This is a genomic window from Terrabacter aerolatus, assembly GCF_007991735.1.
Classification (GTDB): Bacteria; Actinomycetota; Actinomycetes; order Actinomycetales; family Dermatophilaceae; genus Terrabacter; species Terrabacter aerolatus.
Genome location: NZ_BJYX01000011.1, coordinates 124,164 through 143,488, shown reverse-complemented (window position 1 = coordinate 143,488; position 19,325 = coordinate 124,164). Strand labels below are relative to the sequence as shown.

16 protein-coding genes are annotated in these 19,325 nt (G+C 71.5%); 10 read left to right on the top strand and 6 right to left on the bottom strand.

Going from position 1 to position 19,325, the window contains the following annotated elements; translation table 11 throughout:
* Positions 1-16: 16 nt before the first annotated feature.
* Complete coding sequence (locus TAE01_RS11945; RefSeq protein ID WP_186815169.1) at positions 17-871, bottom strand: PAC2 family protein; 855 nt, start codon at positions 869-871, stop codon at positions 17-19.
* A 272-nt stretch (positions 872-1,143) separates the two neighbouring features.
* On the opposite strand from TAE01_RS11945, the gene metH reads away from it, so the two are divergent.
* Together metH and TAE01_RS11935 are read left to right on the top strand one after the other, a co-directional pair.
* Positions 1,144-4,926, top strand: coding sequence for a methionine synthase (metH, locus tag TAE01_RS11940; protein ID WP_147066680.1), 3,783 nt, complete (start codon positions 1,144-1,146; stop codon positions 4,924-4,926).
* Positions 4,927-4,930: 4 nt separating this feature from the next.
* Positions 4,931-5,641, top strand: a complete 711-nt coding sequence (locus TAE01_RS11935) for an HAD family hydrolase (RefSeq protein WP_147066678.1) — start codon at positions 4,931-4,933, stop codon at positions 5,639-5,641.
* 74 nt (positions 5,642-5,715) lie between these two features.
* On the opposite strand, the gene TAE01_RS11930 is transcribed toward TAE01_RS11935, so the two are convergent.
* On the bottom strand, positions 5,716-6,483 hold the full coding sequence (locus tag TAE01_RS11930) for a LysR substrate-binding domain-containing protein (protein WP_147066676.1): 768 nt from the start codon (positions 6,481-6,483) through the stop codon (positions 5,716-5,718).
* Between the two features lie 143 nt (positions 6,484-6,626).
* On the opposite strand from TAE01_RS11930, the gene TAE01_RS11925 reads away from it, so the two are divergent.
* Together TAE01_RS11925 and TAE01_RS11920 are read left to right on the top strand one after the other, a co-directional pair.
* Positions 6,627-7,004 carry a DUF5997 family protein gene (locus TAE01_RS11925; RefSeq protein ID WP_147066674.1) on the top strand — a complete coding sequence of 126 codons (378 nt, stop codon included), beginning with the start codon at positions 6,627-6,629 and terminating at the stop codon, positions 7,002-7,004.
* A gap of 63 nt (positions 7,005-7,067) precedes the next feature.
* Positions 7,068-7,544 carry a YdeI/OmpD-associated family protein gene (locus TAE01_RS11920; protein WP_147066672.1) on the top strand — a complete coding sequence of 159 codons (477 nt, stop codon included), beginning with the start codon at positions 7,068-7,070 and terminating at the stop codon, positions 7,542-7,544.
* Between the two features lie 88 nt (positions 7,545-7,632).
* Here TAE01_RS11920 and TAE01_RS11915 read toward each other — a convergent pair whose 3' ends face one another.
* A complete protein-coding gene (locus TAE01_RS11915; protein ID WP_147066670.1) occupies positions 7,633-8,985 on the bottom strand; it encodes an aminotransferase-like domain-containing protein in 1,353 nt (450 codons plus the stop codon).
* Between the two features lie 60 nt (positions 8,986-9,045).
* On the opposite strand from TAE01_RS11915, the gene TAE01_RS11910 reads away from it, so the two are divergent.
* Together TAE01_RS11910 and TAE01_RS11905 are read left to right on the top strand one after the other, a co-directional pair.
* Positions 9,046-10,548, top strand: a complete 1,503-nt coding sequence (locus tag TAE01_RS11910; RefSeq protein WP_147066668.1) for a CoA-acylating methylmalonate-semialdehyde dehydrogenase — start codon at positions 9,046-9,048, stop codon at positions 10,546-10,548.
* A 110-nt stretch (positions 10,549-10,658) separates the two neighbouring features.
* Positions 10,659-11,993, top strand: coding sequence for an aspartate aminotransferase family protein (locus TAE01_RS11905; RefSeq protein ID WP_147066707.1), 1,335 nt, complete (start codon positions 10,659-10,661; stop codon positions 11,991-11,993).
* Positions 11,994-12,062: 69 nt separating this feature from the next.
* On the opposite strand, the gene TAE01_RS11900 is transcribed toward TAE01_RS11905, so the two are convergent.
* Entirely contained in the window at positions 12,063-12,902 is an 840-nt protein-coding gene (locus TAE01_RS11900; protein ID WP_147066666.1) for a RecB family exonuclease, read from the bottom strand.
* 105 nt (positions 12,903-13,007) lie between these two features.
* On the opposite strand from TAE01_RS11900, the gene TAE01_RS11895 reads away from it, so the two are divergent.
* From TAE01_RS11895 to arc, 4 genes are all read left to right on the top strand, one after another.
* Positions 13,008-14,153, top strand: a complete 1,146-nt coding sequence (locus tag TAE01_RS11895) for a site-2 protease family protein (protein ID WP_147066664.1) — start codon at positions 13,008-13,010, stop codon at positions 14,151-14,153.
* A 216-nt stretch (positions 14,154-14,369) separates the two neighbouring features.
* On the top strand, positions 14,370-14,810 hold the full coding sequence (locus TAE01_RS11890) for a single-stranded DNA-binding protein (protein WP_147066662.1): 441 nt from the start codon (positions 14,370-14,372) through the stop codon (positions 14,808-14,810).
* A gap of 11 nt (positions 14,811-14,821) precedes the next feature.
* Complete coding sequence (locus TAE01_RS11885; RefSeq protein ID WP_147066660.1) at positions 14,822-15,937, top strand: tRNA (adenine-N1)-methyltransferase; 1,116 nt, start codon at positions 14,822-14,824, stop codon at positions 15,935-15,937.
* 56 nt (positions 15,938-15,993) lie between these two features.
* Entirely contained in the window at positions 15,994-17,769 is a 1,776-nt protein-coding gene (arc, locus tag TAE01_RS11880) for a proteasome ATPase (protein WP_147066658.1), read from the top strand.
* 143 nt (positions 17,770-17,912) lie between these two features.
* On the opposite strand, the gene TAE01_RS11875 is transcribed toward arc, so the two are convergent.
* Together TAE01_RS11875 and TAE01_RS11870 are read right to left on the bottom strand one after the other, a co-directional pair.
* A complete protein-coding gene (locus TAE01_RS11875) occupies positions 17,913-18,308 on the bottom strand; it encodes a DUF3054 domain-containing protein (protein WP_147066656.1) in 396 nt (131 codons plus the stop codon).
* Entirely contained in the window at positions 18,305-19,294 is a 990-nt protein-coding gene (locus TAE01_RS11870) for a ribose-phosphate diphosphokinase (RefSeq protein ID WP_147066654.1), read from the bottom strand. Before TAE01_RS11870 ends, TAE01_RS11875 begins: the two co-directional genes overlap by 4 nt.
* Between the last annotated feature and the right edge of the window lie 31 nt (positions 19,295-19,325).

The following is a 19,325-nucleotide window of genomic DNA, read 5'->3' as shown; positions in this document are numbered from 1 at the left end:
CCATGACCGGGTACAGCTAGCGGCCGGTCTGGTCGTCGTCGCGGCCGCGGAGGTAGCGCTCGAACTCACGCGCGATGGCGTCGCCGCTGGCCTCGGGGAGCTCGGCGGTGTCCTGGGCCTCCTCGAGGGACTGGACGTACTCGGCGACCTCCTCGTCGGACTGCGCCAGCTCGTCGACGCCCCGCTCCCAGGCGCGGGCGTTCTCCTCCAGGTCGCCGTGGGGCACGGTGACGCCGAGCAGCGACTCGATGCGCCGCAGCAGGCTCAGGGTGGCCTTGGGCGAGGGCGCGCCGCCGGCGTAGTGCGGCACGGCGGCCCAGGCCGAGACCGTCGGGACGCCCGCGTCGGACGCGGCGTGGCTGAGCACCCCGACGATGCCCGTCGGACCCTCGTAGCGCGAGGCCTCGACGTCGAAGCGGTGGATCGCCGCCTCGTCCTCGGCGGTGGCCGTGACCGGGATCGGACGGGTGTGCGGCACGTCCGCGAGCAGGGCACCGACGGTGACGATCGTCGTGACGCCGAACCGCTCGGCGAGGTCGAGCAGCTCCACGGAGAAGGCGCGCCAGCGCATGGACGGCTCGATGCCCTGCACGAGCACGACGTCACGCTCGAGCCCCGTCTCGGTGGCGACGAGGATGCGGGTCGTCGGCCAGGTGAGGGAGCGGCGGCCGTCCTCGAGCGAGACGCGGGGCCGGTTGACCTGGAAGTCGTAGTACTCCTCCGGGTCGAGCGCCGCGACGACCTCGGCGTCCCAGACCTCGGCGAGGTGGCGTACGGCGCTCGTGGCGGCCTCACCCGCGTCGTTCCAGCCCTCGAAGGCCGCGATGAGCACCGGGTCGTTCAGCTCCGGCACGTCCTCGAACTCCAGCACCATGTCTCCTTCGCCGTGGCCGCGGTCGCGTCCACCCCTTCAGCCTAGGACCTGCCGCAGCCGATGCGCCGAAGTCCCGCCGGGCGCGTCCGCGCCCCTCCATGCCCTGCGCGCCGGCGGGCGTCCGTGCTCCAGACGGCCGACGGGGTATGCCGTGTGGTGACGACGGGTGCCCGCAGTGCGGGCGCGCACGCACGCGTCCGGGCGGGTCCGTAGAATCGGGCCGGTCCCGTCACTCGGCACGAGAACCCGTGCCGCCGAGAGGAGCCACGTTGTCCCAGTCGCAGCAGCGACCCGACGCCACCGAGAGCCTGACCGCCACGCTCGGCCAGCGCATCATGATCCTCGACGGCGCCATGGGCACGGCCATCCAGCGTGACCGGCCCGACGAGGCCGGCTACCGCGGCGAGCGCTTCGCCGACTGGCCGAGCGACGTCCAGGGCAACAACGACCTGTTGACGCTGACGGCCCCCGAGATCATCGCCGGCATCCACCGCGAGTACCTCGAGGCCGGCGCGGACATCATCGAGACCAACACCTTCAACGCCAACGCGATCTCGCTGTCGGACTACGGCATGGAGGAGCTCGCCTACGAGCTGAACTTCGAGGCGGCGGCGCTGGCGCGTCGCGAGGCCGACGCCATGACCGACCGCGATCCTGACCGTCCGCGCTACGTCGCCGGCGCGCTCGGGCCGACGACGCGTACGGCCTCGATCTCCCCGGACGTCAACGACCCCGGGGCGCGCAACGTGTCCTACGACCAGCTCGTCGCCGCCTATCTCGAGGCCGCGCGCGGCCTGGTCGACGGCGGAAGCGACCTCATCTTCATCGAGACGATCTTCGACACCCTCAACGCCAAGGCCGCGATCTTCGCCGTGGAGACGCTCTTCGAGGAGCAGGGCCGGCGCTGGCCCGTCGTGGTGTCAGGCACCATCACCGACGCCTCCGGGCGCACCCTGTCGGGTCAGGTGACCGAGGCCTTCTGGGACTCGATCCGTCACGTCTCGCCCCTGGCCGTGGGGCTCAACTGCGCCCTGGGCGCCAAGGAGATGCGGCCCTACATCGCCGAGATGTCGCGTCTCGCGGACTCCTTCGTGTCCTGCTACCCCAACGCAGGTCTGCCCAACGCCTTCGGCGAGTACGACGAGGCGCCGGACGAGACCGCCGGCATCGTCGGCGAGTTTGCCGAGGCCGGCCTCGTCAACCTCGTCGGCGGCTGCTGCGGCACGACGCCCGAGCACATCGCGGCCATCGCCCAGGCCGTCGAGGGCAAGCCGGTCCGTGAGCTCGCGACCATCGCGCCCGCGATGCGGCTCTCGGGGCTCGAGCCGTTCACCATCACCGACGACAGCCTCTTCGTCAACGTCGGCGAGCGCACCAACATCACGGGCTCGGCGCGGTTCCGCACGCTCATCAAGGACGGCGACTACGACACCGCGCTGTCGGTCGCCGCGCAGCAGGTCGAGAGCGGCGCGCAGGTCATCGACGTCAACATGGACGAGGGGATGATCGACGGGGTCGCGGCCATGGACCGCTTCCTCAAGCTCGTCGCGAGCGAGCCCGACATCAGCCGGGTGCCGGTCATGGTCGACTCCTCCAAGTGGGAGGTCATCGAGGCCGGGCTCAAGTGCGTCCAGGGCAAGGCGATCGTCAACTCGATCTCCCTCAAGGAGGGGGAGGAGCCGTTCCTGCGCCAGGCGCGCCTCGTGCGCAAGTACGGCGCGGCCGCAGTCGTCATGGCCTTCGACGAGGACGGGCAGGCCGACTCGCTCGAGCGCCGCCAGAAGATCTGCTCGCGCGCGTACCGGCTGCTCGTCGACGAGGTCGGCTTCCCCGCCGAGGACATCATCTTCGACCCGAACGTCTTCGCCGTCGCCACCGGCATCGAGGAGCACGCCTCGTACGGCCTGGACTTCATCGAGGCGACGCGCTGGATCAAGGAGAACCTCCCGGGCGCCAAGGTCTCCGGCGGCATCTCCAACGTCTCGTTCAGCTTCCGCGGCAACAACCCCGTGCGCGAGGCCATCCACGCCGTCTTCCTCTACCACGCGATCGCGGCCGGTCTCGACATGGGCATCGTCAACGCCGGCGCCCTGGTCGTCTACGACGAGGTCGACCCCGAGCTGCGCGAGCGCATCGAGGACGTCGTGCTCAACCGTCGGCCCGACGCCGCCGAACGCCTGCTCGAGATCGCCGAGGAGTACAACAAGGTCGGTCAGGCCGCCGAGGTGAGCGAGGAGGAGTGGCGGGCCCTGCCCCTCGGGGAGCGCATCACCCACTCGCTCGTCAAGGGCATCGACGCGCACGTCGAGGCCGACACGGAGCTGCTCCGTGCCGAGATCGCCGAGCGTGGGGGGCGTCCGATCGAGGTGATCGAGGGCCCGCTCATGGACGGCATGAACGTCGTCGGCGACCTCTTCGGCGCCGGCAAGATGTTCCTGCCGCAGGTCGTCAAGAGCGCCCGCGTCATGAAGAAGGCCGTCGCCTACCTCATCCCCTTCATCGAGGAGGAGAAGGCCAAGGACCCGTCGCTGGCCACCGCCAAGGACACCAACGGCACGATCGTCATGGCGACGGTCAAGGGCGACGTCCACGACATCGGCAAGAACATCGTCGGCGTCGTCCTGCAGTGCAACAACTACGAGGTCATCGACCTCGGCGTCATGGTGCCGGCGCAGAAGATCATCGACGCCGCCAAGGAGCACGATGCCGACATCATCGGGCTCTCCGGGCTCATCACCCCCTCGCTCGACGAGATGGTGGGCTTCGCGGCGGAGATGCAGCGGCAGGGCCTGACCATCCCGCTGCTCATCGGCGGCGCGACCACCTCGCGCGCCCACACGGCCGTCAAGGTCGACCAGCGCTACGACGGGCCGGTCGTCTGGGTCAAGGACGCGTCGCGCTCGGTGCCGACCGCCGCCGCGCTCCTCAACGACGACCTGCGTCCGAAGCTGCTGGCCCAGGTCAAGGAGGACTACGACTCGCTCCGTGCGCGTCATGCAGGCAAGCACGACCGGCCTCTGCTCTCGCTCGAGCAGGCCCGCGAGCGGAGCACCCCAATCGACTGGTCGAGCTACCGGCCGCCGCACCCCCACCTGCTGCTGCAGCAGGACCACGACGTCTCCTCACTGACCCGGTCCCGCCGGATCTCCCAGCACGTCAAGGTGTTCCACCGGTACCCGCTCGGCGAGCTGCGCCGTTACATCGACTGGCAGCCGTTCTTCAACGCGTGGGAGATGAAGGGCAGCTTCCCCGACATCCTCAACAACCCGGCGAGCGGACCGGCCGCGCGCAAGCTCCACGACGACGCGCAGGTCATGCTCGACCGCATCATCGAGGAGCGCTGGCTCACCGCGAACGGCGTCATCGGGTTCTTCCCCGCCAACTCGGTCGGTGACGACGTCGAGGTCTACCTCGACGACGCCCGCACCGAGCGCCTGACCGTCCTGCACCACCTGCGCCAGCAGGGTGAGCACCGTGCGGGCGTGCCCAACCGGTCGCTCGCCGACTACGTCGCGCCGCGTGGCACGCCCGACTGGGTCGGCGGGTTCGCCGTGACCGCGGGTCTCGGCGCGGGGGAGCGCGTCGCCGCCTTCCGGGCCGACCTCGACGACTACAACGCCATCCTGCTCGAGTCGCTCGCCGACCGACTCGCCGAGGCCTTCGCGGAGCGCATGCACGAGCGGGTGCGCAAGGAGTTCTGGGGCTACGCGCCCGACGAGCACCTCGACAACGTGTCGCTCATCAAGGAGCAGTACGCCGGCATCCGTCCGGCCCCGGGCTACCCGGCCTGCCCCGAGCACACCGAGAAGGACACGCTCTGGCGCCTGCTCGACGTCGAGGCCAACACGGGCATTACCCTCACCGAGAGCATGGCCATGTCGCCGGGCGCCTCGGTCAGCGGCTGGTACTTCTCGCACCCGCAGTCCCAGTACTTCGTCGTCGGCCGACTCGGCCGGGACCAGGTCCAGGACTACGCCGAGCGCAAGGGCTGGACGCTCGCCGAGGCCGAGCGCTGGCTGTCCTCGAACCTCGCCTACGACCCGGAGGACTGACCCGGTGACCCTGTCTCGCACCACCGAGCCCGACGACGTCGTGGTCCCGGCCCTGCCCGCTGCCGTCCTGTGGGACATGGACGGCACGCTCGTCGACACCGAGCCCTACTGGATCCAGGCCGAGCACGAGCTCGTGGCGGCCCACGGCGGCGAGTGGAACGACGAGTTCGCCCACCAGCTCGTCGGCAACGCCCTCGAGGTCTCGGCCCAGCTGATCATCGACCAGTCCGGGATCGCCCTGACCGTGCCTGAGATCATCGATGCCCTGCTCGGTCGCGTCATCGCCCAGGTGGAGCGCCGGGTGCCGTGGCGTCCCGGGGCTCGTGAGCTGCTGCTGGAACTCGGGACGCTCGGCGTGCCGTCCCTGCTCGTGACGATGTCGTGGCGTTCCCTCGCCCACATGGTCGTCGCCCGACTGCCCGAGGGGGCCTTCGTGCACCTCGTCACCGGCGACGAGGTGAGCCACGGCAAGCCCCACCCGGAGCCCTACCTCGCCGCCGCCCGACTCATCGGCGTCGACCCTGCCGACTGCATCGCGATCGAGGACTCGCCCGCCGGAGTGCGCTCGGCCACGGCCGCGGGCGTGCCGACGATCGCCATCCCACACGTCGTGCCGGTGCCACCCATCGAGGGAGCGGTGCACATCGACACGCTCGCCGGTGTCGGCGCCGCCGACCTCACGAGGATCGTGTCGCCCCTGCGGTCCTCTCGCTGAGGCGGAGCGCCGGCGGCGGGGCCCGACGTCCAGCCGTCACCCCCCGGGGCTGCGGCCGTTCGTGACGTGGCGGCTCAGCGGCGGCCCTTGCGTCGCGGGCCACCTCCACGGGGGGCGCCCTTGCGACCGCTCGACTGGCCTCGACGCGCAGTGGCCGCCCGGGGACGCCCGCGACCGTCCGGCACCTCGGACCGAGCCGTCTTGCCCGGCGTCTGCGGAGATTCGCCGCTCGTCGTGCCGCGGGTGCTGCGCTCGGTGCGCCCCCGCACGATGCCGATGAACTCCTCGATGCGGGGGTCCTCGTCGTCGACGCGCCAGGCCAGCCCGACCCGCGAGGGCGCAACCCCGGTGACCGGACGGTGGATGACGTCCTTGCGGTGGTGCAGTCGGGCGACGGACATCGGCACGATGACGACCCCAGAGCCCGTCGCCACGACGCCGACGGCCTGTCTCGTCGTCATCGGCGGCATGCCCCTCGACCTCTCCAGCGTCTCCGGGTCGGCCACCGCCGACCACTCGGGAACGAGTGACGGATCCTGCATCAGCACGTCGTCCGAGAGGTCCGCCACGTCGACCTCGTCGACGGCCGCGACGACGTGCTCCTTGGCCACGACGACGACCGGCACCTCCTCGTAGAGCGGGATGACGTGCAGGCCGTCACGGTCGACCGGGAGGCGGAGCAGCACCATCGACGACGACCCGTCCCTGAGGTGACCCAGGGCGTCGGCGTCGTCGACGGGGAGTGCCTCCAGGGGCGAGTCGGGCAGGCGCTGGGCCCACACCCGAAGCCACTTGTCGGGCGTCACGCCGGGGACGAACTCGACGCGGAACGGTTCCGTCATGGTGGGCCTCCGCGGTCGGGACAGGTCGTCCCGAGGCTAGTCCACCGCAGAGGAGTCACCGACAGGACGTCGCCCCGGGGTGCGGGGGAGCCGGGGTCGCCCGGACGTGCGGAGAGCCTGGTCCGACGCCCTAGGCTTGACCCATGCCCACGCCGAAGCCGCAGACCATGAAGCCCCAGACGGCCGCGAAGAAGCTCGGCGTCCTGCTGTCCGAGACCCCGGCCGACTTCCAGGAAGGCGTCGTCAGTCGCACCGAGCTCAACGCGCTTCAGGCGGACCCGCCGGAGTGGCTCGCGACGCTGCGGCGCAACGGTCCCCACACCCGCCAGGAGACGGCGCGACGTCTCGGCATCTCCAACTCGGGGCTGGCCCGCGGGGGTGTCGGTGAGCACCTGACCACCGACGAGATCAAGGCGCTCATCGAGCAGATGCCGTCGTGGCTCGTCGCCGAGCGGGACATCCACGCGCAGGTGCGCGCCGAGGAGGCGCGACTCAAGGCGCGCGACGCCGGGCGCGCCTGACCCGAACCGGCCCCACGCCCGGGCCCCACGCCCGGGCCCGGACATCGACGAAAGGGTGCAGTCGTGAGTGAGAGCGTCCAGAGCTTTCGCGCTGTCCTCGAGGCCACCGGTGGCAACAACGTCGCCATCGTCGTGCCGGACGCCGTCGTCGCGGCCTTCGGGCGGGGCCGACGGGTCCCGGTCCAGGTGACGGTCGACGGCAACCACCGCTACCGCACCTCCATCGCGTCCATGGGTGGACGGTTCCTCGTGTCGTTCAACGCGGCCACCCGAGCCGCGACGGGACGGGGAGCCGGCGACGAGATCGACGTGTCGCTGGATCTCGACGAGGCGCCGCGCACGGTCGACGTGCCCGAGGCGTTGCAGGCAGTGCTGGACGCCGACCCGGGAGCCCTCGCCGCGTGGAACGCCCTGTCACCGAGCATGCAGAGGGCCCACGCGCTCTCGGTCTCCTCGGCCCGGACCGAGCAGACCCGCGACCGGCGCCTCGCTCAGGTGCTCGAGGCCCTGGGACACCGACGGCCCGCGACCGAGCCCTGAGCCCGACTGTTCCCTGAGCCCGACTGCTCCCTGAGCCCGACCGAGCCCCGAGTCTGCGCGTGCGGCGCGACGCCCCGCACCGGCGGCGTCAGCGGTGCTGAGCCGTCCAGGCCCCGGCACTTGCCGCCTCGGCGATGAGGTCGGCCACCTCGTCATGGCGCGCGCGGACGAGGCCTGTCGTGACGCGGACGTGGCCGGACGGACCCGGCGGGTGCTCGACCGAGAACGGGGATCCGGGGGTCACCGCGATGCCCTGGCTCGCCAGGCGGAGCACGGCGGCCGCCTCGTCGCGCACCGGAACCCAGATGTTCAGCCCGTCCGTGCCCGGCACCTCGATCCCGTGGGTCGAGAGCCGCTCGACGACCAGGGCACGGCGACGGGCGTACTCGGCTCGCGCCGCGGCCGTGCTGCGGAGGCAGTCGTCGTCGCGCAGCAGGGCGGCGAGCACGCGCTGCAGCAGCCGGCTGGTCCACCCCTGGCCGATGGCCCGGGCGTGTCGCACGGGGGCGAGCAGCGCGGCAGGACCGCTGAGCGCCGCGATGCGCAGGTCCGGTCCGTGGGACTTGCTGAAGCTGCGGATGTGGAGCACCTGGTCGGGGATCCAGGCGCCGAGACTGATCGGCTCCGACGTCGCGATCGGTCCGCTCGAGTCGTCCTCGACGATGATGCAGTCGTGACCGCGCAGCAGCCGCGCGAGACGGCGTGCCCGCGTCGGCGACATCGACACGCCGGTCGGGTTCTGCCCGCGTGGCTGGATGACGACGGCGGCCGGCCGCCGCGGCAGCAGCGCCTCCACGCGGTCGAGGTCGATCCCGGTCTCGTCGAGCGGGACGCCGACGACGTCGACGCCCCGGTCCTCGAGGAGGTCGAGCAGGGGCGGGAAGCCCGGGTTCTCGACGATGACGAGGTCGCCGGGGCGCAGCAGGGTCCTGGAGATGAGGTCGAGCGCGTCCATCGCGCCGTCGACGACGAGGAGCTCCTCCGCGGCATACGGCCAGTCCCCGGCGAGCTCGGCCCGCAGCTCCTCGAGCACGGGGTCGTCGAGGTAGCTGCTCGGAGTCGCGGGCTCCGCGAGGAGCGAGAGCACCGGCACGAGTGGGGGCAGCAGCGCGCTGTCGGGGATGCCGGTCGACAGGTCGAGACGCACGGGCGACTCGTGTCGCAGGGCTCGCGTGTAGCGCTCACCACCGCGCGCCGTCGGTGCGACGGTCGTGCCGCGTCGACCGTCCGACCGGATCGTCCCCGATCGCGCGAGCAGCTGCCAGGCCGCGCTGACGGTCGTGGGCGACATCATCAGCTCCTCGGCAACGCGCCGGATAGGCGGCAGCCGGTCCCCGGGCGACAGCGCGGCGTCGCGAATGGCCCGGGACACGGCCTGGGCGAGGCCCTTCGCCGTCGGGGCGTCGAGGCGCTCCTCGAGGGCGGAGATGACGGCGCGCATCTTCGTAACATAGCAATACATACTTTGTATGGGGTAGGGGTGGCACGTAGCGTTGGCGTCATGACGAGCGAGCCCCTGACCACCATCGACCACTGGATCTCGGGCGCCCGCGTGCCCGGTGTCTCCGGCCGCACGGCCCCCGTGCACGACCCGGCGACCGGACGCCGGACCGGCGAGGTCGCGCTCGCCTCGGTCGCCGAGGTGGACGCCGCGGTCAAGACCGCGGTCGACGCCGGGCGCGAGTGGCGCACGAGCTCGCTGTCGCGCCGGGCAGCGGTCCTCTTCGCCTTCCGCGAGCTGCTGCACACGCGCACCGACGAGCTAGCCGCGATCGTCACCGCCGAGCACGGCAAGGTGCTGTCCGACGCCGTCGGCGAGATCGCCCGCGGCCTGGAGAACGTCGAGTTCGCCACCGGGGTCCCGCAGCTGCTCAAGGGCGGCTTCTCCGAGCAGGCCGCCAGCGGCGTCGACGTCTACAGCATCCGTCAGCCGCTCGGGGTCGTCGCCGGCATCACCCCCTTCAACTTCCCGGTGATGGTGCCGCTGTGGATGTGCGCCAACGCCATCGCGTGCGGCAACGCCTTCGTGCTCAAGCCGAGCGAGAAGGACCCGTCGGCCTCGCTCTTCCTCGCCGAGCTGTGGAAGGAGGCCGGCCTGCCCGACGGCGTCTTCACCGTCGTCCACGGCGACAAGGAGGCCGTCGACGCGCTGCTCGACCACGACGACGTCGCCGCTCTGAGCTTCGTCGGCTCGACGCCCATCGCGAGGTACATCTACGAGCGCGGCACGGCCAACGGCAAGCGGGTCCAGGCCCTCGGTGGCGCGAAGAACCACGCCCTCGTCCTGCCCGACGCCGACATCGACATGGCCGCCGACGCCATCGTCTCGGCCGCGTACGGTGCGGCGGGCGAGCGCTGCATGGCCCTGTCCGTCGCGGTCGCCGTCGGCGACGTCGGCGACGACCTCGTCTCGGCGATCTCCTCCCGGCTGCCGAAGCTGACGGTCGGCCCGGGCGCCGCCGAGGGCACCGACATGGGCCCGCTCATCACCCGCGAGCACCGCGACAAGGTCGCCGGCTACGTCGCGGCCGGTGCCGAGGCCGGTGCCACCGTCGTCGTCGACGGGCGCGAGCAGGACGTCCCCGAGGACGGCTTCTTCCTCGGCATGACGCTGCTCGACGACGTGACGCCCGACATGACGGTCTACCGCGACGAGATCTTCGGCCCGGTGCTCTCGGTCGTGCGCGTCGCCACCTACGACGAGGGGCTCGCCCTCATCAACGCCAACCAGTACGCCAACGGCACCGCCATCTTCACCCGGGACGGCGGCGCGGCCCGCCGGTTCCAGAACGAGGTCGAGGTCGGCATGGTCGGCATCAACGTGCCGATCCCCGTGCCCGTCGCCTACTACTCCTTCGGTGGCTGGAAGGACTCGCTCTTCGGCGACACCCACATGTACGGCCCCGAGGGCATCAACTTCTTCACGCGCGGCAAGGTCGTGACCCAGCGGTGGCCCGACCCGGCCACCTCGAGCGTCGACCTCGGCTTCCCGCGCACCCGCTGAGACAGGACCCACCCGTGACCGACCTGAGCGACCTGACCCACACCGACCTGACCCGCACCGACCTGACCGACAGCGACCACCGCACCGTCGTGGCCGCACAGCTCGACGCCATGGGTGAGGACGAGGTGCGTGCACTCGACCGCGCCCACGTCTTCCACTCGTGGTCCGCGCAGGGGCTCATCGACCCGCTGCCGATCGCGCGGGCGCAGGGCTCCTACTTCTGGGACTACCAGGACAAGCGCTACCTCGACTTCAGCAGCCAGCTCGTCAACGTCAACATCGGCTACAACCACCCCAAGGTCGTCGCCGCGATCCAGGAGCAGGCCGCGCGGCTCGCCACGATCCAGCCCGCCTTCGCCAACGACGCGCGCAGCGAGGCGGCCCGGCTCATCACCGAGGTCGCCCCCGAGGGGCTGTCTGCCGTCTTCTTCACCAACGGCGGGGCCGAGGCCAACGAGAACGCGATCCGGATGGCTCGCCTGCACACGGGCCGGCACAAGGTGCTCGCGACCTACCGGAGCTACCACGGCGCCACGGCCGGGGCGATCACGCTGACGGGCGACCCCCGCCGCTGGCCGGCCGAGCCGGCCGTCGCCGGCGTCGTCCACTTCTGGGGTCCGTACACGTACCGCTCGGCGTTCCACTCCGAGTCCGAGGAGCAGGAGCGCGACCGAGCCCTGTCGCACCTGCGCGACACCATCATGGTCGAGGGCGCCCACACCATCGCTGCCGTCGTCCTCGAGACCGTCGTCGGCACGAACGGCATCCTCGTCCCGCCGGACGGCTACCTCCAGGGCGTCCGCGACCTCTGCGACGAGCACGGGATCATGCTCATCGCCGACGAGGTCATGGCGGGGTTCGGACGGTGCGGCGAGTGGTTCGCCGTCGACCACTGGGGCGTCACCCCGGACCTCATCACCTTCGCCAAGGGCGTCAACTCCGGCTACGTGCCCCTGGGCGGCGTCGTCATCTCGGACGAGATCCGGGCGACGTTCGACCAGCGCGCCTTCCCCGGTGGGCTGACCTACTCGGGCCACCCGCTGGCCTGCGCCTCCGCCGTCGCGTCCATCAACGCCTTCCGCGAGGAGGGGATCATCGACAACGCCCGGATGCTCGGCACCGACGTCATCGGTCCACGCCTGCGCGAGATCGCCTCTCGGCACCCGAGTGTCGGTGACGTGCGCGGCCTCGGCGTCTTCTGGGCCGTGGAGCTCGTCCGCGACCGCGACACGCGCGAGCCCCTGGTGCCGTTCAACGCAGCCGGTGAGGCGGCTCGGCCGATGGCGGCGTTCGCCGCGGCCTGCAAGGAGCGCGGCCTGTGGCCGTTCACGCACTTCAACCGGACCCACGTCGTGCCGCCCTGCACGACGACCCCGGCTGAGGTCGAGGAGGGACTCGCGATCCTCGACGAGGCCCTCGACGTCGCGGACGAGCACACCGTCTGAGGACGGTCCGACCACCCGACGACGTATGCCGTTTGCCCCTGGCACACGGCATACGTCATCGTCGGCCTGTCAGTCGTCGACCTCGACGACCCCGGTGACCGTGGGGTCGACGGCGCGCTCGGCCGCGTCGACCGGCAGGGGTGGTGGCGTACCTCCCCAGGCGGGGCAGAGGGCGCGGTGGTCGCACCAGTCGCACAGCCGGCTCGGGCTGGGCCGCCAGTCACCCGTCGTCGCAGCCCGCTCGATGGCCTGCCACAGCGCCTTGACCTTGCGTTCGGTGCCGAGCAGGTCCTGCTCGTCAGGCTCGTAGGCGACGATCTCGCTGTTGCCGAGGTAAACCAGCTGGAGCCGCTTGGGCATGACCCCGCGCTGGCGCCACAGCACGAGCGCGTAGAACTTCATCTGGAAGAGGGCCTTGCCCTCGAAGTGCTCGGAGGGGGAGCGGCCGGTCTTGTAGTCGACGACGCGCATCGCGCCGCCGGGGGCGACGTCGAGGCGGTCGACGTAGCCCCGCAGGACGAGGCCGTCGATCTCGGTCTCGACGTAGAGCTCGCGCTCCGCGGGCTCGAGCCGGGTGGGGTCCTCGAGCCCGAACCACGTCTGCAGCAGCGTGGCGGCGCCCGCGAACCACTCGTCGGTGCGCCCGTCGTGCTCGGCGAGCAGGTCGAGCATCGCCGGCTCCTCGTCGGCGAGGCGCTGCCACTCCTGCGGCACGAGGTCGACGGCGGCCTCGATGGTGCGCTCGGTGGCGGGGAGGTCGAAGAGCCGCTCGAGCACGGCGTGCACGAGCGTGCCGCGGGCCGTGGCCTGGGTCGGGGGCGACGGGAGCTTGTCGATGACCCGGAAGCGGTAGAGGAGCGGGCACGACATGAAGTCCGAGGCCCGGCTCGGGGACAGCGCTGCAACCATGGGGCGACTGTATGCCGCGAGGCCGACACCGCCGGGCCGCCACCCACAGGCCCCCGCCGGGACCGACACAGGATGTGGCCTCTCGCAGGGCATAGGCTCGGGCGCATGAGCACTCCCGCGCGCCCCTCCGCGGCCCACGGGTGGCGCATCGGCAGCCTGGCCGGCACCCCGGTCTACCTCGGCCGCTCCTGGCCGATCATCGCCGTCATCATCGTCGTCGTCTTCGGTCCCAACCTCGCCCGCCCCGACCGCGGAGCCTCCTACGGGTACCTGCTGGCGGCCGGCTACGCCGTGCTCCTGCTCGTGTCGGTGCTCGTGCACGAGGCCTCCCACGCCCTGGCCGCGCGCTGGCGTGGTCACCCGGTGAGCCGGATCGTCGCCGACGTGTGGGGTGGCCACACCGTCTACGACGCGACCCGCACCTCGCCGACGACGACCGCGCTCGTCGCCGTCGTGGGGCCGCTGTCCAACCTCGTGCTCGCCGGAGTCGTCTGGGGCATCCGTGCCCTGACGACGAACGAGACGGCCGTGACGCTGCTCGGCATCGTCGCCTTCGCCAACCTCCTCGTCGGGCTCTTCAACCTGCTGCCGGGCCTCCCGCTCGACGGGGGCCAGATCGTCAGCGCCCTCGTGTGGCGTGCCACCGGCAGCAAGGGTCGCGGGCTCGTCGCCGCGGGGTGGCTCGGCCGGGTCGTCGCGGTGCTGACGGTCGGCTGGTTCGCCCTGCGCCCCCTCGCCGAGGAGCGCTCGCCGCAGCTCTTCGACCTCGTCTGGCCGGTGGCGATCGCGTTCTTCCTGTGGCAGGGAGCCTCGGGGGCGGTGCAGGCCGGCCGCATCCACGAGGCGACGTCGGGACGTGCGGCGGACGTGCTCGAGCCTCTCGCGCTCGTCGCGGGCACGGCCACGGTGGCGGAGGTGGAGCCCGCTGTCGCCTCGGGTGCCTGGGTCGCGGCGGCGGACCCCACGGGGTGGCCCCTGGGGGTCGTCGACCCCGACTCCGCCGCAGCCGTGCCGCTGGGGAGCCGCGACCGCACGGCCATCGCGTCCGTGACCGTCGCGCAGCCGGTAGCCTGGGTGGTCGCCCTCCCCGACGACGCGGTCCTCACCGACCTGATCCGGGTCATGACGGAGCGGGAGCTCTCCCTGGCGGTCGTCGTCGACGAGGCGACGCGTGACATCCGTGGGCTGGCGACGGCCGAGCGGATCAACGCGGTCGTCGGAGCCGAGCTGTCGCGCCGAGGGCGACGCTGACCGGCAGCCCGTTCGCGCTCGGCGGTACGCGTCACGGCCTGCCCACGACGGGCGTGTGCAGCGTGGCGCGGTCGCCCTCCCGGCAGACCACGGCCCTCCACACCCCCGGGGCGGCGGCAGGTCCTGTCCACAGGCCGTTGCGCTGACTGTCGCCGCACTCGTGTCGTCCGGCACGGTGGGTCGCGGGGTCCGAGACGCGGGCCGGAGGGAGTGACCATGGCGACGAGTCGCAGCAGCACGAGGACGAGCCCGACCGCGAGCGGCCGGCCGGGGCGCTCGAGCCCGGACGACCCCGTGAGCGGGCGCAACGAGGTGGCCCTGAGGGGACGGCTGGCCACGGAGGCCGAGGAGCGCGAGCTGCCGAGCGGCGACCTCATCGCCGTGCTGCGTCTCGTCGTCCCGCGTGAGCCCGTGGCCGGACGACGTCGCGCGCCGGTCGAGGCAACCAGGCGGGCGACCGTCGACACCATCGACGTCGTGTGCTGGACGGCCGCGGCTCGGCGCACCGCGATGCGGCTGCGTGGTGGTGACCTCGTCGAGGTCGAGGGTGCTCTGCGGCGCCGCTTCTTCGGCGGGCCGGCGGGGCGCCAGAGCCGCTACGAGGTCGAGGCGGCGGCCCTGAGGCGGGTGTCCGGAAAAGCCTCCGGCGGCACCTAGACTGTGCTCCCATGACCGACGCCGAGCAGCCCGCCGCCGAGCCGTCCCTCGTCGCGGGAGCGCACGATCGCCGCGGCGTCTTCGAGGTGGGCGAGCGCATCCAGCTGACCGACCCCAAGGGACGCCTGCACACCATCACGCTCGAGCCGGGCCGTGAGTTCCACACGCACCGTGGGTTCCTCAGGCACGACGACCTCATCGGCTCGCACGACGGCTCCGTCGTGACGAACACCGCCGGGGTCGAGTACCTCGCCCTGCGGCCGCTCCTCAGCGACTACGTCATGTCGATGCCGCGCGGCGCGGCGGTCGTCTACCCCAAGGACTCCGGCCAGATCGTCCAGATGGCCGACATCTTCCCCGGCGCGACCGTCGTCGAGGCGGGTGTCGGCAGCGGCGCGTTGTCCATGTCGCTCCTGCGCGCCATCGGTGAGCACGGCCGACTCCTGTCGTTCGAGCGGCGCGAGGACTTCGCCGACATCGCTCGTGGCAACGGCCGCGCGTTCTTCGGTGGTGACCACCCGGCGTGGACGGTGACCGTGGGCGACCTCGTCGAGTCACTGCCCGCCGTGGCCCCGCCCGGCACGGTCGACCGCGTCGTCCTCGACATGCTCGCGCCGTGGGAGTGCCTCGAGGCCGTGTCCGAGGCGCTCATCCCCGGGGGCGTGCTCATCTGCTACGTCGCCACGACCACCCAGCTGAGCCGGGTGGCCGAGGGGATCCGCGCCCACGGCGGCTTCACCGAGCCGTCCGCGTGGGAGTCGCTCGTGCGGGGATGGCACCTCGAGGGTCTCGCCGTGCGCCCGCAGCACCGCATGCACGGTCACACCGGCTTCCTCATCACGACGCGGCGCCTCGCTCCCGGGGTGGTCCCGCCGGAGCGCAAGCGTCGACCGGCCAAGGGTGCCTATGGCGACACGGCCGACGTCGGCTCGACCGAGCAGGACGGGTCGGGTCCGGCGAGCACGGGCATCGACGGCGGGCCCGTGGTGGTGCCCGGGTCCACGGCCTCGACCGACATCCCGGCGGATGCCTGGACGCCCGAGGCGCTCGGCGAACGGGTCAAGAGCGACAAGACGATCCGACGCGTCCGCCGATCACTGGCTGAAACGTCCGACGACATCGGCTGACCCGGGGTTAGGGTCGAATCGTCACTATGTGCGAGTGACGGATCGAGGAGGCCGAGATGTCTGATGACGTCCGCAACCCAGACCCTGACGGTGCCACCGACGGTGGAGTCCCGGGGGGAGTGCCCGGCGCGGGTGACCGCGAGCTCGCAGCCCTGCGTGCCGAGGTCGAGTCCCTGCGCGAGGTGGCTCGGCACTCGCCGCAGCGCGCGCGCGAGCTCGAGGCCAGGCTGGCCCACGTCCAGACGAGCCTGTCGACGCTCTCGTCGCAGAACGAGCGCCTCGTGCGCACGCTCAAGGACGCCCGCGAACAGATCGTCACGCTGAAGAAGGAGGTCGACCGGCTGGCGCAGCCGCCGAGCACGTACGGCCTCGTCATCGACCCGCCCGACGACGGCGCGATCGACATCATCACGGGCGGCCGCAAGATGCGCGTCGCGATCAGCCCGTCCGTCGACCAGCAGGAGCTGGGGCTCGGCCGCGAGGTCATGCTCAACGAGGCCCTCAACGTGGTGTCGGTGCACGGCTACGAGCGGGTCGGCGAGGTCGTCACCGTCAAGGAGCGCATCGACGAGGAGCGCGTCGTCGTCGTCACGCACGGCGACGAGGAACGGGTCTGCCGCATCGCCACGCCGTTGCTCGCCGAGCGCATCCGCGTCGGTGACTCCCTGACGCTCGACCCGCGGTCGAACTTCGTCCACGAGGTCATCCCCAAGCTCGAGGTCGAGGAGCTCGTGCTCGAGGAGGTCCCCGACGTCGACTACTCCGACATCGGCGGTCTCGCCGGCCAGATCGAGCAGATCCGCGACGCCGTCGAGCTGCCCTTCCTGCACCCCGAGCTCTACAAGGAGCACGCCCTCAAGCCGCCGAAGGGAGTCCTGCTCTACGGTCCTCCCGGCTGCGGCAAGACGCTCATCGCCAAGGCGGTCGCGGCCTCGCTGGCGCGCCAGGTGTCGGCCCGCACCGGCCAGCCCCTCGAGAAGAGCTACTTCCTCAACATCAAGGGCCCGGAGCTGCTCAACAAGTACGTCGGCGAGACCGAGCGGCACATCCGGCTCATCTTCCAGCGCGCGAGGGAGAAGGCGTCCGACGGAACGCCGGTCGTCGTCTTCTTCGACGAGATGGACTCGCTGTTCCGCACCCGCGGGTCGGGCGTCTCTAGCGACGTCGAGACGACGATCGTGCCGCAGCTGCTGGCCGAGATCGACGGCGTGGAGCGCCTCGACAACGTCATCGTCATCGGGGCCTCCAACCGCGAGGACATGATCGACCCCGCGATCCTGCGCCCGGGGCGCCTCGACGCCAAGATCAAGATCGAGCGGCCCGACGCCGAGAGCGCGCGCGACATCTTCAGCAAGTACCTCACCGACACCCTGCCGCTCCACGAGCACGACCTCGCGGTCAACGGGGGAGACCGGGACGCCACGGTGGCTGCCATGATCACGGCCGCGGTCGAGCGGATGTACTCCGAGATGGAGGAGAACCGCTTCCTCGAGGTGACCTACCAGGGTGGCGACAAGGAGATCCTCTACTTCAAGGACTTCAACTCCGGGGCGATGATCCAGAACATCGTCGACCGCGCGAAGAAGCTGGCGATCAAGGACTTCCTCACGACCGGCCAGAAGGGCATCCGCGTCGAGCACCTGCTCAACAGCTGCGTCGACGAGTTCAAGGAGAACGAGGACCTGCCCAACACGACGAACCCGGACGACTGGGCCCGGATCAGCGGCAAGAAGGGCGAGCGGATCGTCTACATCCGCACGCTCCTGAAGGGCAAGGACGGCACGGAGCCCGGTCGGTCCATCGCGACGGCCAACACGGGTCAGTACCTCTGAGCGAGTGCGTATGCCGTGTGGCCCGGGTTGCCGGGCCACACGGCACACGTCTGCCCTCCGCCTGAGGTCACCGCGGGGGCCAGACGTGGCCACTCGGTGATGTCGGGTGATGTCGGGTGGTGGCGGGTGCTGTCTGGAGGGGTTCAGCTCGGGTGCGGGGTGCGGGCTCGGCGGACGGCATACGCTCCCAGGGCCCGCCAGCCGAGCAAAAACAGCGCCAGCACGACCGACGCGACCACGATGAAGCTCGCGGCCGTGCCCGAGCCCACGGCGTGGCGCAGGAGCATACCGACCAGGACGGTGGCGAACCAGACCGTGACACCCGGCCCGACGTCGACCGGCCAGGTGCGCCGGACGACGCGCACGACGAGCCAGCCGGCAGCCGTCCCGACGAGGAACGGCCACGCGGTGAGCACGGCGCCGAGCACGGGTCCGGCTTCGTCGTGGCTCGCTCGCCCGACCCCGGCGAACACGAGCACGAGCAGGACGTCGAGCCCGAGGGCGACGGGTGGGCGGCGCCACCAGGGGGTGCGCGTCATGTCTGCGGGTCGAAGGGGAGCCTGGCCTGCGGGGGCGCGTGCGTGGGGTCCACGCCCTCGAAGAGCGAGCTCACCGAGCGGCCGTGGTGGATCCGGCTGATCGCCTCGGCGAAGAGCGCCGACACGGAGCGCACCTTGAGCTCCGGCCACCCGGGCGGCGCCGGCACGGTGTCGGTGGTGACGACCTCGGTGACGAACGGGTGGTCGCGCAGACGCTCGACCGCCTTGCCCGCGAAGAGGCCGTGGGTGCACACGATGGCCGCCTCCGTGGCTCCGGCGTCCTTGAGCCGGTCCATGAGCTCGAGCATCGAGCCGCCCGTCGCGATCTCGTCGTCGAGGATGATGGCCCGACGCCCCGAGACGTCGCCGACGATGGAGTCGATGACGACGCGGTCGTCAGCCACGCGCTGCTTGGACCCGGCGGCCACGGGCAGCCCCAGCAGGCGGGCGAACTGGGTCGCGACCTTGGCGTTGCCGAGGTCGGGACTGACGACGATCGAGTTGGTCAGGTCGTTGTCGCGGTAGTGGTCGGCGAGCACACCGATGGCGGTGAGGTGGTCGACCGGGGTGGAGAAGAAGCCGTGCACCTGCGGAGCGTGCAGCGCCATCGTCAGCACTCGGTGGCAGCCTGCGGTGGAGATCATGTCGGCCACGAGCCGCCCGCCGAGGGAGATGCGAGAGGCGTCCTTCTTGTCCGACCGCGCATAGGCGTAGTGCGGCATGACGGCGGTGATCTGCGCCGCCGAGGCCCCGCGCGCTGCGTCGATCATGAGGAGCAGCTCCATGAGGTGCTCCTGCGTCGGCGGCACGAGCGGCTGCACGATGTAGACGTCGCGCTGGCGGCAGTTGGCGAGCAGCTGTGCCTGGAGGCAGTCGTTGCTGAACCGTTTGATGTCGACGGGGGACCGGGTCACCCCGAGGTGGGAGCAGATCCGGTCGGCCAGGGCGGGGTGCGCCGAGCCGCTGAACACGACGACGTCGTTCACTTCGAGACCATCCCTCACGAGACTCGCGTGC

Bases quoted from the DNA above. Each gene is read 5' to 3' on its own strand.
- TAE01_RS11890 (WP_147066662.1), top strand. From the start codon at position 14,370: ATGGCGACGAGTCGCAGCAGCACGAGGACGAGCCCGACCGCGAGCGGC.
- TAE01_RS11905 (WP_147066707.1), top strand. From the start codon at position 10,659: ATGGGTGAGGACGAGGTGCGTGCACTCGACCGCGCCCACGTCTTCCAC.
- TAE01_RS11910 (WP_147066668.1), top strand. From the start codon at position 9,046: ATGACGAGCGAGCCCCTGACCACCATCGACCACTGGATCTCGGGCGCC.
- TAE01_RS11895 (WP_147066664.1), top strand. From the start codon at position 13,008: ATGAGCACTCCCGCGCGCCCCTCCGCGGCCCACGGGTGGCGCATCGGC.
- TAE01_RS11915 (WP_147066670.1), bottom strand. From the start codon at position 8,985: ATGCGCGCCGTCATCTCCGCCCTCGAGGAGCGCCTCGACGCCCCGACG.
- TAE01_RS11885 (WP_147066660.1), top strand. From the start codon at position 14,822: ATGACCGACGCCGAGCAGCCCGCCGCCGAGCCGTCCCTCGTCGCGGGA.
- TAE01_RS11930 (WP_147066676.1), bottom strand. From the start codon at position 6,483: ATGACGGAACCGTTCCGCGTCGAGTTCGTCCCCGGCGTGACGCCCGAC.
- TAE01_RS11875 (WP_147066656.1), bottom strand. From the start codon at position 18,308: ATGACGCGCACCCCCTGGTGGCGCCGCCCACCCGTCGCCCTCGGGCTC.
- TAE01_RS11900 (WP_147066666.1), bottom strand. From the start codon at position 12,902: ATGGTTGCAGCGCTGTCCCCGAGCCGGGCCTCGGACTTCATGTCGTGC.
- arc (WP_147066658.1), top strand. From the start codon at position 15,994: ATGTCTGATGACGTCCGCAACCCAGACCCTGACGGTGCCACCGACGGT.
- TAE01_RS11925 (WP_147066674.1), top strand. From the start codon at position 6,627: ATGCCCACGCCGAAGCCGCAGACCATGAAGCCCCAGACGGCCGCGAAG.